Source organism: Streptomyces sp. McG3 (genome assembly GCF_018619185.1).
Taxonomy (GTDB): Bacteria; Actinomycetota; Actinomycetes; order Streptomycetales; family Streptomycetaceae; genus Streptomyces.
On sequence record NZ_JAAXYC010000225.1, the window covers coordinates 1 to 13,115 of the forward strand.

The 13,115-nt window shown below is 73.1% G+C and carries 9 protein-coding genes and 1 pseudogene; 7 read left to right on the forward strand and 3 right to left on the reverse strand.

The annotated features are described in order from the left end of the window. Positions 1–45: 45 nt before the first annotated feature. The 3 genes from HET64_RS27990 (at position 46) to HET64_RS28000 (ending at position 3,857) form a co-directional block, all read left to right on the forward strand. Positions 46–939: an ABC transporter ATP-binding protein gene (locus tag HET64_RS27990; protein WP_215109945.1), complete on the forward strand. Its 894-nt coding sequence runs from the start codon at positions 46–48 to the stop codon at positions 937–939. Between the two features lie 72 nt (positions 940–1,011). Further along, positions 1,012–1,767 (forward strand): ABC transporter permease, encoded by a 756-nt coding sequence (locus HET64_RS27995; protein WP_215109938.1) that lies wholly within the window; start codon positions 1,012–1,014, stop codon positions 1,765–1,767. After that, positions 1,764–3,857 carry a TOMM precursor leader peptide-binding protein gene (locus HET64_RS28000; protein ID WP_215109939.1) on the forward strand — a complete coding sequence of 698 codons (2,094 nt, stop codon included), beginning with the start codon at positions 1,764–1,766 and terminating at the stop codon, positions 3,855–3,857. Before HET64_RS27995 ends, HET64_RS28000 begins: the two co-directional genes overlap by 4 nt. 80 nt (positions 3,858–3,937) lie before the next feature. Here HET64_RS28000 and HET64_RS28005 read toward each other — a convergent pair whose 3' ends face one another. Further along, positions 3,938–4,114 (reverse strand): thiazolylpeptide-type bacteriocin, encoded by a 177-nt coding sequence (locus HET64_RS28005; RefSeq protein ID WP_003968635.1) that lies wholly within the window; start codon positions 4,112–4,114, stop codon positions 3,938–3,940. A gap of 183 nt (positions 4,115–4,297) precedes the next feature. Here HET64_RS28005 and HET64_RS28010 point away from each other — a divergent pair, with 183 nt between their 5' ends. Together HET64_RS28010 and HET64_RS28015 are read left to right on the forward strand one after the other, a co-directional pair. Further along, positions 4,298–5,635 (forward strand): amidohydrolase, encoded by a 1,338-nt coding sequence (locus HET64_RS28010; RefSeq protein ID WP_215109940.1) that lies wholly within the window; start codon positions 4,298–4,300, stop codon positions 5,633–5,635. Then, on the forward strand, positions 5,632–5,898 hold the full coding sequence (locus HET64_RS28015; protein WP_215109941.1) for a hypothetical protein: 267 nt from the start codon (positions 5,632–5,634) through the stop codon (positions 5,896–5,898). The genes HET64_RS28010 and HET64_RS28015 overlap by 4 nt, the downstream gene beginning before the upstream one ends. 181 nt (positions 5,899–6,079) lie before the next feature. Here the strand turns inward: HET64_RS28015 and HET64_RS28020 are convergent, their stop codons facing one another. Then, positions 6,080–7,087: a helix-turn-helix transcriptional regulator gene (locus HET64_RS28020; protein ID WP_215109942.1), complete on the reverse strand. Its 1,008-nt coding sequence runs from the start codon at positions 7,085–7,087 to the stop codon at positions 6,080–6,082. A gap of 553 nt (positions 7,088–7,640) precedes the next feature. On the opposite strand from HET64_RS28020, the gene mfd reads away from it, so the two are divergent. Then, entirely contained in the window at positions 7,641–11,174 is a 3,534-nt protein-coding gene (gene mfd / locus HET64_RS28025) for a transcription-repair coupling factor (protein WP_215109943.1), read from the forward strand. Positions 11,175–11,403: 229 nt separating this feature from the next. Here the strand turns inward: mfd and HET64_RS28030 are convergent, their stop codons facing one another. Then, positions 11,404–12,270, reverse strand: a complete 867-nt coding sequence (locus HET64_RS28030; protein ID WP_215109944.1) for a nucleotidyltransferase domain-containing protein — start codon at positions 12,268–12,270, stop codon at positions 11,404–11,406. On the opposite strand from HET64_RS28030, the pseudogene HET64_RS28035 reads away from it, so the two are divergent. Next, a pseudogene (locus HET64_RS28035) lies at positions 12,218–12,940 on the forward strand (lysophospholipid acyltransferase family protein); the annotation flags it as partial. The gene HET64_RS28030 and the pseudogene HET64_RS28035 sit on opposite strands and share 53 nt — an antisense overlap. Positions 12,941–13,115: the final 175 nt, after the last annotated feature.

The following is a 13,115-nucleotide window of genomic DNA, read 5'->3' on the forward strand; positions in this document are numbered from 1 at the left end:
CCCCACGACCCCCCGGCGGAAGCGACCGCCGGGCCCGCCGTCGCCCTGACCGACGTCCACAAGGCGTACGGTGCCACCCGGGCCGTCGACGGGGTCTCGCTGACCGTCGAACGCGGGGAGTTCTTCGGGCTGCTCGGACCCAACGGGGCGGGCAAGACGACCCTCGTCGAGATCATGGAGGGTCAGCGGCGGGCCGACTCCGGGACGGTGGCCGTCCTCGGGACGAGCCCCTGGCCGCGCAACACCGCCCTGCTGCCCCGGCTCGGCGTGCAGACCCAGGCCTCCGCGTTCTTCGTCCGGCTGACCGCCCGCGAACACCTGGCCACCATGGCCGCCCTCTACCGGTGCGACGCGGCCGCCGCCGAACGGGCGCTCGCATCCGTCGGCCTCACCGAGCAGGGCGACACCCGGGTCGACGACCTCTCCGGCGGCCAGCGGCAGCGGCTCGCCATCGCCTCCGCCCTGGTCCACGACCCCGAACTGATCTTCCTGGACGAGCCGACCGCCGCCCTCGACCCGCAGGCCCGCCGCTCCCTGTGGCAGGTCCTGCGCGAGCTCAAGGGCCAGGGCCGCACCATCGTCTACACCACCCACCACCTGGACGAGGCCGAGGCGCTCTGCGACCGGGTCGCCATCATGGTCGCGGGCCGGATCGCCGCCCTGGACAGCCCCGGCCGGCTGATCGCCGCCTCCAGCCCGACCACCCGGCTGCTGGTCCCGGCCGACCGCCTCACACCCGAACAGGCCCGCGCCATCGAGGACGTGGACCGGGTGACCGAGGAGGGCGGCTCGCTCGTGCTGGAGACCCTCGCCGCGGGCCGGGTCCTGGCCGCCGTCGACGCGATCGCCGGGCTCCAGGGCGTACAGACCAGGACGGCGAGCCTGGAGGACGTGTACCTGGACCTGACCGGCACCGGGGCCGACGCCCCGCGACCGTAGGCCCCGTCGCCCCAGCCCCGGCAAGCCGACCCGCCCCCACGTGCAGCAGAACCAGCGATACGGAGACACCGCATGAGCGCCTACACCGCGCTGAGCCAGGCCGGATACCGGGCCTACACCCGCGACCGCACCACCCTCTTCTTCACCTTCGCGTTCCCGCTGATCTTCCTGGTGGTCTTCGGGCTGATCTTCCACGGCCAGACGGTCGAGGAGAGCGGCAAGCCCTACATCAACTACATCGCGCCCGGCGTGCTGTCCTGGGGCGTCGGCAACGCCGCCGTCTTCGGCGTCGGGTTCGTCCTCATGCAGTGGCGGCGCGACGACATCCTCCGGCTGATCCGGATGACGCCCACGCCCGTCTCCACCGTCCTCGCCTCCCGCTACGTCCTGGCGCTGGGCATCGGAGCCGTCCAGGCGGCCCTCTTCGTGGCCGTGGCGCTGCTCCCGTCCTTCGGGCTCCAGCTGGACGGCCGCTGGCCGCTCGCCCTGCCGGTGCTGGTCCTCGGCATCACCGCGTTCCTCGCGCTCGGCGTCATCGTCGGCAGCTATGCGAAGACCCCCGAGGCGGTCGCCGCCGTCGCCAACTGCCTGATGATTCCCATGGCGTTCCTGTCCGGCTCGTTCTTCCCGCTGGACGCCATGCCCGGCTGGATGCAGAACCTCTCCCGGGTCCTGCCCCTGCGCTACCTCAACGACGGGGTCTCCGGCGCGCTGACCGGCGACGGCTCCCTGAAGGACATCGGCGTCGCCTGCGCCGTCCTCGCCGGATTCGCCCTCGTCCTCGGCGCGGTCGCGCTGAAGACCTTCCGCTGGAGCGACAAGTCATGACGACGACGGCCCCCGGCCCGACGGCGACCGCCTCCGCCCCGACCCCCCTGGAAGCGGGACGCGACCGGCTCCAGTCCGCGCTGACCGCCCGCCACACCCGTTCCCCCGAGGGTCTGCCCGCGCCCTACGCCGTGCCGCTCGGGGCCGCCGACGTCCTCGGCTTCGGCCACCCGGACCCGTACGCCGACGCCCGGCCGGCCGCCAACGTCGCTCTGACCTCCCGGGCCGTCCTCATCGGCCCCTGGGGCGGCGGCCCCGACGCCACCGCCTGCGGCCAGTGCCTCGCGATGCGCTGGCAGCGGCTGCGCAGCCGGTCCGAGCGCGAGGCACTGGAGCTGGGGTACGAGCCGCACGGGGCCGTGCACTGGCCGGTGCTCACCGACTACGCGGTGGACGCCGTCTGGGCCGCGTACCGCGCGGTCCTGACCGGCCGGCACACCCGTTCGGAGGCGGCCACCGCCGACCGGGAAGCAGCCACCGCCGACCCGGACGCCGGTCCCGCGCACAGTGGAGCCGGTCCCGCCGACCCGGACGCCGGTCCCGCGCACCCGGACGCCGCGCCCGCGCACACCGACGCCACTCCCGCTGACCGGGCGCTGCCCCAGGTCACCCGGGTCGACCTGGTGACCCTCGCCACGGCCACCTTCCCGCTGCTGCCCGAACCGCTCTGCCCCGCCTGCGTCCACGAGGTCCCGGACACGGCGGAGGCCGCCCGGATGCGGCTGACGCCCACCCCTAAACCGGACCCCGACGGCTACCGGCTCCGCACCCTGGACTCCTACCCGCTGCCGACGGCCGCCCTCGCCAACCCGGTCTGCGGCGCGCTCGGCTCCGACACCTGGATCAACCCCGCCTCCACCACCACCGCCCCGGTCGCCGGGACCCACTTCGTCCGGGGCTACGCGGGCCTGAACGACGTCACCTGGAGCGGCCAGGCCAACCGCTACTCCACCAGCCGCGTCCTCGCCCACCTGGAGGGCCTGGAACGGTACGCGGGCACCCACCGCCGACGCGGTACCACCCCGGTCGTCGATTCCTACGCCAACCTCTCCGGTCAGGCGCTGAACCCCGCCGACTGCGGCTTCTACACCCCCGCGACGTACGCCGCCGACCCCCTGGTCAGCCCCTTCGACCCGGACCGGGCGATCCCCTGGGTCTGGGGCCACTCCCTGCGCGACGACGCCCCGATCCTGGTCCCGGCCCGGCTCGCCCACTACAGCGCGGGCGTCGAGGCCGACAACTTCGTCTTCGAGTGCTCCAACGGCTGTGCCACCGGCGGCAGTCCGGAGGAGGCGATCCTCTTCGCGCTCCTCGAACTCGTGGAACGGGACGCCTTTCTCCTCGCCTGGTACGGCCGCGCGCCCCTCACCGCGATCGACCTCACCACCGCGACCACCCCCGCCGTCCGCTCGATGCTCGACCGGGCGGCCCTGCACGGCTACGACGTGCACGCCTTCGATACGCGGATGGATCTGGCGGTCCCCGTCGTCACCGCCCTCGCGGTGCGCCGGGACGGCGGCCACGGCACGCTGTCGTTCAGCGCGGCGGCCGGCTTCGACCCGGCGGACACGGTGGAGGCGGCCCTGTCCGAAGTCCTCACCTACATCCCGCACCTGCCCTACCAGGTCACCGAGAGGCTGGCCGAACTGGAGGCGATGGAAAGGGACTTCGGTAAGGTCCTGCACCTCAAGGACCATGCCCAGCTCTACGGGCTGCCGTCCATGGCCCGGCACGCCGCCACCTACCTGGAGCCGGTCGACGTCCTCCCGCTGGAGGAGACGTTCGCCGACTGGCAGCCGCTGCGCCCCCGCACCGGCGACCTGCTGGACGACCTGCGACTGCTGCGGGACCGGCTGACCGCCGCGGGGTACGACGTCCTCGCCGTCGACCAGACGACGCCGGAGCAGCACCGGATGGGCCTGCACACCGTGTCCGCCATCGTCCCCGGACTGCTGCCGCTGGACTTCGGCTGGAGCAGACAGCGGGCGCTGACCATGCCCCGGCTGCGGACCGCGCTGCGGGCGGCGGGGCGGCGGCCCGACGACCTGCCGGAGGCGGAGATCAAGGCCGTCCCGCACCCGTTCCCGTGACCGGGCCCGCGCCGCACGCGCGACGGCCCCCTCCGACCGACGGAGGGGGCCGCGGGCGCACGAACCGGCCGGCAGCGGTATCAGGCGCTGCAGGAGGTGGTGCTGGTGGTGCTGGAACAGGTCGACGTCGAGGAGCACGACGTGGAACCGGCGAGGACGACCTCCGAGGCGTCGGAGTAGTCCGAGATCTCGAAGGTCTCCGACTCCAGCTCCAGGATCTCGTCGGCGAGGGTGGCGAGTTCGGTCTTGGGGGCCATGGTGATCTCCCTGGTCTCGTGGCGGTCCGGCCGGCTGCTCCGTCCGGTGCCCGGGTGCTGGACCCATTGCAGGGGTGGCCGCTGTCAGATCGGCCGCGATTTCGCTGTCACATCGCTGGCACCCGGTGGCAGGGCGACGGCAGGGCACGTGACAGCCGTACGGAGCAGGCTCGTCGAGCAGAGATGAGGTGCGCGGTGGTCACAGCGGCCGGAACGACGAAGAACACCGACGACGGCGACGCGACGCCGGAGCCACGGGCAGGCGGCGCGGCGGCGGACACGCCCCTGCCGCGCCCCCTGCTCCGCTCAGCCGTCGAGCTCTACCTCGACCTGCACGCCCACCCCGAGCTCTCCGGCCACGAGCACCGCACCGCCGACCGCCTCGCCGCCCGGCTCGCCGGGCACGGCTGTACGGTCACCCGTTCCGTGGGCGGCGGCCACGGGCTCGTCGGGGTGCTGGACAACGGCCCGGGCCCCACCGTGCTGCTGCGCACCGAACTGGACGCGCTGCCCGTCACCGAGGCCACCGGGCTCCCGTACGCCAGCACCGTGCCGGGCGTCATGCACGCCTGCGGCCACGATCTGCACATCGCGGCGGTCGCCGGGGCGGTGGCGCTCCTCGCCGCCTCCCGGACCGCGTGGCGGGGCACGGTTCTCGTCGTCGGCCAGCCGGAGGAGGAGACGCTGAGCGGGGCCCGGTCCCTGCTGGAGGACGGCCGGCTGTACGAGCGTTTCGGCGTCCCCGACGCGGTCCTCGCCCAGCACGCCGCCCCGCTGCCCGCCGGGACCCTCGCCCACGCGCCGGCCGGCGGGCCGCCCCTGATGGCGGGGAGCGTCGCCGTCGAGGCGGTCCTGCACGGCCGGGGAGGTCACGCGGCCACCCCGCACCTCAACCTCGACCCGGTTCTGATGGCCGCCGCCACCGTGCTGCGGCTGAGCACCGTGGTGGCCGAGGCGACCGCGCCCGCCGAACAGGCCGTGCTCACCGTGGGCTCGGTCCGGGCCGGCGAGCGCGGCAACATCACCCCGGACCACGCCGAACTCTCGCTCACCATCAGGGCGTTCACCGAACCGGCCCTCGACCGGCTGGCCGCCGCCGCCGAACGCGTCGTCCGGGCCGAGGCCGCCGCTTCCGGGGCCCCGCGCGCACCCGATTTCTCCGTCACCGCCCGCTCGCCCGCCCTGCGCCCCGACCCGGCGCTGACCGCCCGGGTGCGCCGGGCCCACGAGGTGCTCCTCGGACCCGGCCGGGTGCTGGACCTCGGCGGGTCTGCGGCCACCGAGGACTTCCCGCACTACGCGTCGGGCGGGGTCCCGGCCGCGTACTGGATGCTCGGGACCACCGGGGCGGGCCCCTGGCGTACCGCCCGCGCCGGAGGCGCACCCGTACCGCCCAACCACGCCCCCGGCTTCGCCCCCGACGTCAGGGCCGCCCTGCCCGTCGGCATCAGGGCCCTGGCGGCGGCGGCCCGGCAGGTGCTGGACCCGGGGCACGCCGGGGACCGGGAGGCGACGTCATGACGGCGGGCCGGACCGGGACGGCCGACGTCGTCGTCGTACGCCGCGACCGGGCGGCCCCGACCGGGTGGACCACCGTCGTCAGGCTGCTGGGGCTGCTTCCCGCACACTGGGCCTGCCACGCCGAGGTGGACCAGGACCGGGTGGTCCTGCGGGTCGAGCTGGCCGGGGCGACGGACACGCCTGCGGTGCGGCGGGCGGTGTCCCGCGTACTGGCGGACACGGCCCTGCGCGGCTGGACCGAGGAGCTCCGCACCATCCGCTGAGCACGCACCGAGCACTGGCTGTCGCACGCACTGAGCACTGGCTGTTGCACGCACCGAGCACGCACCGAGCACGCACCGAGCACGCACCGAGCACTGACTGTCGCACGCACCGAGCACCCGATGGGCACCCACTCGGCACCCACTGAGCACGGGCTGTGCGGGTGCCGAGGCGCCCCGCACCTCAGATCCAGCCGCGTTCCCGGGCCAGCAGCGCGGCCTGCGCCCGGCTGGCCGCGCCGAGCGTCTGCATCAGGTCGGCGACGTGCCGCCGGTAGGTCCGCACCGACACCCCCAGCTCCCGTGCGCCCGCCTCGTCCTTGCCCACCGTGCACATCGACACCAGCACCCGCCGCTCGATGCCGGAGGGCCGGGGGGCGGCGGCGTCCTCGCCGCTCTCCTTGCCGTCGCCCGCCCGGGACAGCTCTTCGGCCTGGTCCCAGATCCGTTCGAACAGGGAGATGATGTTGGAGACCAGGCCGCTGCGGTGGGCGAGGAGCGCGCCCCGGGAGGTGTCGCGCGGGTCCAGCGGGACGAGCGCCGCCCGACGGTCGTAGACCAGGAGTCGCTCGGTGGTGTCCGCCGTCACCCGGATCGCCGCCCCGTGCTCGGCCAGCTCCCGCAGATAGGCGGCGGTCGGCGGGTCCTGGAGCGCCACGCTGGAGACGACGTTGCGGATCCGCACCCCGCGCCGCAGACAGCGCAGGTCCAGCGGGCGGGAGCGGGCGATGTTCTCCGCCGACAGCCGGGTGTACGGCTCCACGGACAGGATCTCGTCCCGGGCGAAGAACGCGAGGTCGTCGATCCGGTTACGGATCTGGGCGAGCCCCTCCAACTGTTCGATGCCCTGCGGAGGGGGCGTACGGGCCCCCTGCTCCGCGCGTAGACCATCAATGACGTGCCGCGACCGGGTGACGCGCTGCAGCTCCTGATGGAGCGCGTGCAGCCGGACGTCCACCAGCCGGGTGAGGGCCACCTCGGGGTCCGCCGGGAAGATCCGCCGCTCGGCGTCCTCGGCGCGCAGCAGCCCGAGCTCCTGGAGCCGGGCGATCCGGGCGTGCGCGTCCCGGGGCCGGGAATGCAGCAGGAGGTGGAGGTCGTCGGCGCGGGTGCCGGGGTTGCGCAGGAAGTGCCGGTAGATCTCTTCCTCGGCCTCCGGGACCCCGAAGACAGACATCTCGTTCTCGCCCACGTACGCCCCCGAATGCCTGATGCCGTGGGGAGCGTGCACCGAGGGGGATCGCCCCACGCCGCCCGCCCCGGCCGCCGCTAGCTCCGCCCGTGCCGTTGACTGTGCCCCGTACCGCAGGTGTGACGCGCCGGCCGACGCACTCGTCCGCGTGTCCGTGCAAGGGTCGGGCAAAGACTAGACGCTGGGATCACTCCTGTGAGGATCCCCGGCAGAACTGTGTGCGAGCCGGAGATGAACGGTGCGCGACCGTCGACGAGCGGTGGTGCCGGCACGACGGGCGGCCGGGCGGGCGCGAAGCGGGCGCCGGGGGCGGGGATACGGGCGGTGGCCCGGGCGCCCGCACGGTCGGGTTCCGGCCGTCGGCTCCGGCTCGCTCGCCCGTCGCGGACGCGGCTGTCACCCCCGGGTCGTACCCTGGAAGCCACCCCGGCCCCCGGGGGTGCCCGGCGGATCAGGGCACTCCCGACGTGTCGGGCCCTTCGCGTTGCCCCGGTAGCAGCCGGCTGCCGGTGAACCCTCAGCTTCACCTGATCTGATCCCGGACGGAAACTTCATGAGCCTGCACGGTCTGCTGGATGTCGTCGTTACGGACCCGGCGCTCGCCGAGGCGGTGAAGGCCGCCGGGGACGGGCACCGGGCCCACGTCGACCTGGTGGGCCCGCCCGGCGCGCGGCCGTTCGCCGTGGCCGCGCTGGCCCGGCAGACCGGCCGGACCGTGCTGGCCGTCACCGCGACGGGCCGGGAGGCCGAGGACCTGGCCGCGGCCCTGCGCACGCTGCTGCCGCCGGACACGATCGCGGAGTACCCGTCCTGGGAGACCCTGCCGCACGAGCGGCTCTCGCCCCGCTCGGACACCGTGGGCCGCCGCCTCGCCGTGTTGCGGCGGCTCGCCCACCCGCGCGCGGACGACCCGGAGACCGGCCCGGTCTCCGTCGTCGTCGCGCCGATCCGCTCCGTGCTCCAGCCGCAGGTCAAGGGGCTCGGAGAGCTGGAGCCCGTGGCGCTGGCCGGCGGGCAGAGCGCGGATCTGGGGGAGGTGGTGGACGCGCTGGCGGCCGCCGCGTACTCCCGGGTCGAACTGGTCGAGAAGCGCGGCGAGTTCGCCGTACGCGGCGGGATCCTGGACGTCTTCCCGCCGACCGAGGAGCACCCCCTCCGGGTGGAGTTCTGGGGCGACGAGGTCGAGGAGATCCGCTACTTCAAGATCGCCGACCAGCGGTCCCTGGAGGTCGCGGCGCACGGGCTGTGGGCCCCGCCCTGCCGTGAGCTGCTGCTGACCGGCCAGGTCCGCGAGCGGGCCGCCGCGCTGGCCGAGGAGCATCCGGAGCTGGGCGAGCTGCTCGGCAAGATCGCGGAGGGCATCGCGGTCGAGGGCATGGAGTCCCTGGCCCCGGTCCTGGTCGACGACATGGAACTCATGCTCGACGTCCTGCCGCCGAACGCCATGGCGATCGTCTGCGACCCGGAGCGGGTCCGCACCCGGGCGGCCGACCTGGTAGCCACGAGCCAGGAGTTCCTCCAGGCGTCGTGGGCGGCGAGCGCGGGCGGCGGCGAGGCCCCCATCGACGTGGGCGCGGCCTCGCTGTGGGGCATCGCGGACGTCCGGGACCGGGCCCGCGAGCTGGACATGATGTGGTGGTCGATCTCCCCGTTCGCGGCCGACGCCGCCGACCACGACGACGACACCCTCCAGCTCTCCATGCACGCCCCCGAGGCGTACCGGGGCGACACCGCCCGCGCGCTCGCCGACACCAAGGGCTGGCTGGCCGACGGCTGGCGCACGGTGTACGTGACGGAGGGCCAGGGCCTCGCCACCCGTACGGTCGAGGTGCTGGGTGGCGAGGGCATCGCGGCCCGCCTCGACGCGGACCTGACCGAGCTCACCCCGTCCCTGGTGCACGTCTCCTGCGGGGCCATCGAGCAGGGGTTCGTCGACCCGGCGCTGAAGCTCGCCGTGCTCACCGAGACGGACCTGACCGGCCAGCGCACCGCCACCAAGGACCTGGGCCGGATGCCGGCCCGCCGGCGGAAGACGATCGACCCGCTGACGCTGGAGGTCGGCGACTACATCGTCCACGAGCAGCACGGTGTGGGCCGGTACGTGGAGATGGTGCAGCGCACGGTCCAGGGCGCGACCCGCGAGTACCTGCTCGTCGAGTACGCCCCCGCCAAGCGCGGCCAGCCGGGCGACCGCCTCTACATCCCGACCGACCAGCTGGAGCAGGTCACCAAGTACGTCGGCGGCGAGGCCCCGACGCTGCACCGGCTCGGCGGCGCGGACTGGACGAAGACGAAGCAGCGGGCGAAGAAGGCGGTCAAGGAGATCGCCGCCGACCTGATCAAGCTCTACTCCGCCCGGATGGCGGCCCCCGGCCACGCCTTCGGCGCGGACACCCCCTGGCAGCGGGAGCTGGAGGACGCCTTCCCGTACGCGGAGACGCCCGACCAGCTGTCCACGATCGCCGAGGTCAAGGAGGACATGGAGAAGACGGTCCCGATGGACCGGCTGATCTGCGGCGACGTCGGCTACGGCAAGACGGAGATCGCGGTCCGGGCGGCGTTCAAGGCGGTCCAGGACGGCAAGCAGGTGGCGGTCCTCGTCCCCACCACTCTCCTGGTCCAGCAGCACTACGGCACGTTCACCGAGCGCTACTCCCAATTCCCGGTCAACGTGAGGGCGCTGAGCCGCTTCCAGTCGGACACGGAGTCCAAGGCGACCATCGAAGGCCTCAAGGACGGGGCCGTCGACCTGGTCATCGGCACCCACCGCCTCTTCTCCTCCGAGACGAAGTTCAAGGACCTCGGCCTGGTCATCGTGGACGAGGAGCAGCGGTTCGGCGTCGAGCACAAGGAGCAGCTCAAGAAGCTCCGCGCCAACGTCGACGTGCTCACGATGTCCGCGACGCCCATCCCCCGTACGCTCGAAATGGCGGTGACCGGCATCCGCGAGATGTCCACGATCACCACCCCGCCGGAGGAGCGCCACCCGGTCCTCACCTTCGTCGGCCCGTACGAGGAGAAGCAGATCGGCGCGGCGGTCCGCCGTGAACTCCTGCGCGAGGGCCAGGTGTTCTACATCCACAACCGGGTCGAGTCCATCGACCGGGCCGCCGCCCGCCTCCGCGAGATCATCCCGGAGGCCAGGATCGCCACGGCCCACGGCCAGATGTCGGAATCGGCCCTGGAGCAGGTGGTGGTGGACTTCTGGGAGAAGAAGTTCGACGTCCTGGTCTCCACGACGATCGTCGAGTCCGGCATCGACATCTCCAACGCGAACACCCTGATCGTGGAGCGCGGCGACAACTTCGGCCTCTCCCAACTGCACCAGCTGCGCGGCCGGGTGGGCCGAGGCCGCGACCGGGGCTACGCCTACTTCCTCTACCCCCCCGAGAAGCCCTTGACGGAGACGGCCCACGAACGCCTGGCCACCATCGCCCAGCACACGGAGATGGGCGCGGGCATGTACGTGGCGATGAAGGACCTGGAGATCCGCGGCGCGGGCAACCTCCTGGGCGGCGAGCAGTCCGGCCACATCGCGGGCGTCGGCTTCGACCTGTACGTCCGCATGGTCGGCGAGGCCGTCGCCGACTACCGGGCCCAGATGGAGGGCGGCGAGCAGGAGGAGCCCCCGCTGGAGGTCAAGATCGAGCTCCCGGTCGACGCGCACGTCCCGCACGACTACGCCCCCGGCGAGCGCCTGCGCCTCCAGGCCTACCGCTCGATCGCCGCGGCCTCCTCGGAGGACGACATCCGCGCGGTCCGCGAGGAACTGACCGACCGCTACGGCCCCCTGCCCGAACCGGTCGAGAACCTCCTCCTGGTCGCCGGCCTGCGCATGCTGGCCCGCGCCTGCGGCGTCGGCGAGATCGTCCTCCAGGGCTCCAACATCCGCTTCGCCCCGGTGGAGCTCCGCGAGTCGCAGGAACTGCGCCTGAAGCGCCTGCACCCCAAGACGGTCATCAAGCCGGCCGCCCACCAGATCCTGGTCCCGCGCCCGACGACCGGGAAGATCGGCGGCAAGCCGGTCATCGGCCGCGAACTGCTGGCGTGGACGGGGGAGTTCCTGACGACGATCCTGGGGTCGTAGGCTCACGTACCGCGTGAACGACGGGCCCCGCCGGCTGATCGGCGGGGCCCGAGGTGTCTGACCTTGGGGGCGCTGGGGCGTCGCGGGCCGCTTGAACGCGGCCCATACCGTCTTGCCCACGACGTGGTGGTCGATGCCGAAGTCCGCGGCGAGTTCACCGACGAGGAACAGCCCGCGCCCTGAACAACTGCTTTCGTCCGGGTTACGACTGAGGTTCCCGCACCCGACGCTACGAACGATCCGCCCCCGACAGAGCCCGCGCGATCTCCTCGTGCAGCCCGAGCGGCAGTCGCGTCTCCCACCGTGCCGCCGCCTCGGCTGCCAGCTCCCGGCTCCACCCCCAGCTGTTCGCCGCCGCAGTGCGGAGGGCCTTTGAGGTCAGGGGACCGGTCGTCGTGGCGTACCGCTCGACGTCCGTCTGCGGCAGGTCCGCCTCCAGGGCGCGGCTCGGGGTGAGCCAGTGAGTGGTCGAGCCGCGCAGCAGGCGGCAGAGCTTCAGCTGAAGCGGGGCGATCACGGCGTGCAGCAGGTTGTGTGCGCGGGCGTACTCGCCCCGGTTCTGGATGTGGGCCAGCATCAGGGTCCAGTTGGCCAGTTCGTCCGTCAGCTGCTGGGCGGTGGACACCGGCTCCGGCGGGCGAAAGGCGGCCAGTTCGCGGGCGGCGGCCGCCAGGTCGCCGGTGCGGTCCAGGAGGACGGCCGCTTCCGGACGGGGGAGGTGGACCTGGCCGCGCCAGGTGCGGATCTCCGCGATGCCGGGGCCGGTGGGCTCGACGTGGAACTCACCGCGCATCAGGTCGTCGAAGACCACGGCGAGGATGCCGTACATGTTGGTGTACGCCAGTTTCAGCGGGGCCAGCCGCTCCACGAACTCCCGCCCGTCGAAGGCGTCGGCGTGCTCCTCCCGTACGTAGAGGTAGGCGTCCAGATCCGAGTGGGCGTCGGCCTCGCCGAGCGTCCACGAGCCGTAGAGGAGGACGCCCTCCACCCGTGGATCGGCCTCGGCTGTCGCGCGCAGCAGCTCGATGCGGCGGTCCAGGCCGTCGGTGCTGCGGCCGCTGGCCGACACGTACTTCCGGGTCGAGGTGAAGGGCATCGAGAACATCCCGTCGGACGGCGGGGCGCTCATCGTGGCCAACCACTCCGGGACGCTGCCGCTGGACGGGCTGATGCTCCAGGTCGCGGTGCACGACAACCACCCGGCGGACCGGCATCTGCGGCTGCTCGCCGCCGATCTGGTCTTCCATCTGCCGGTCGTCAACGAGCTGGCGCGCAAGGCGGGGCACACGCTGGCCTGCGCGGAGGACGCGCAGCGGCTGCTGGAGATGGGCGAGATCGTCGGGGTGATGCCGGAGGGGTTCAAGGGCATCGGCAAGCCGTTCGGCGAGCGGTACAAGCTTCAGCGCTTCGGCCGGGGCGGGTTCGTGTCGACGGCGCTGCGGGCGGGGGCGCCGATCGTGCCGTGCTCGATCGTGGGCGCGGAGGAGATCTACCCGATGATCGGGAACGCGAAGACGCTGGCCCGGCTGCTGGGGTTCCCGTACTTCCCGATCACGCCGACGTTCCCGTGGCTGGGGCCGTTGGGTGCGCTGCCGCTGCCGACGAAGTGGACGATCCAGTTCGGTGAGCCGATTCCGACGGACGGGTATCCGCCCGAGGCGGCGGAGGACCCGATGCTGATGTTCAATCTGACGGACCAGGTGCGTGAGCAGATCCAGCACACGCTGTACAAACTGTTGGTGCAGCGGCGGTCGGTGTTCTTCTGACCCGGCCTTGTGAGCCGAGCGGGAGGAGAAGGGGGCCGGTACGCGGATCGCGTACCGGCCCCCTTTTTTCGTGTGCGCTGGTGCGCTGGGCCCTTCGTTCTCCGGCGTTCTACGGCTTGAGGTTCTCGCCGTCGATGCCGAGGCCGGGGAGGAGCCTGTCTCTTATACCCATCTC

What these genes read in the sequence shown, in the direction of transcription:
- HET64_RS28010 (WP_215109940.1), top strand. Translation starts at nt 4,298, where the DNA reads ATGAGGTGCGCGGTGGTCACAGCGGCCGGAACGACGAAGAACACCGAC.
- HET64_RS28005 (WP_003968635.1), bottom strand. Translation starts at nt 4,114, where the DNA reads ATGGCCCCCAAGACCGAACTCGCCACCCTCGCCGACGAGATCCTGGAG.
- HET64_RS28030 (WP_215109944.1), bottom strand. Translation starts at nt 12,270, where the DNA reads ATGCCCTTCACCTCGACCCGGAAGTACGTGTCGGCCAGCGGCCGCAGC.
- HET64_RS28000 (WP_215109939.1), top strand. Translation starts at nt 1,764, where the DNA reads ATGACGACGACGGCCCCCGGCCCGACGGCGACCGCCTCCGCCCCGACC.
- HET64_RS27995 (WP_215109938.1), top strand. Translation starts at nt 1,012, where the DNA reads ATGAGCGCCTACACCGCGCTGAGCCAGGCCGGATACCGGGCCTACACC.
- mfd (WP_215109943.1), top strand. Translation starts at nt 7,641, where the DNA reads ATGAGCCTGCACGGTCTGCTGGATGTCGTCGTTACGGACCCGGCGCTC.
- HET64_RS28015 (WP_215109941.1), top strand. Translation starts at nt 5,632, where the DNA reads ATGACGGCGGGCCGGACCGGGACGGCCGACGTCGTCGTCGTACGCCGC.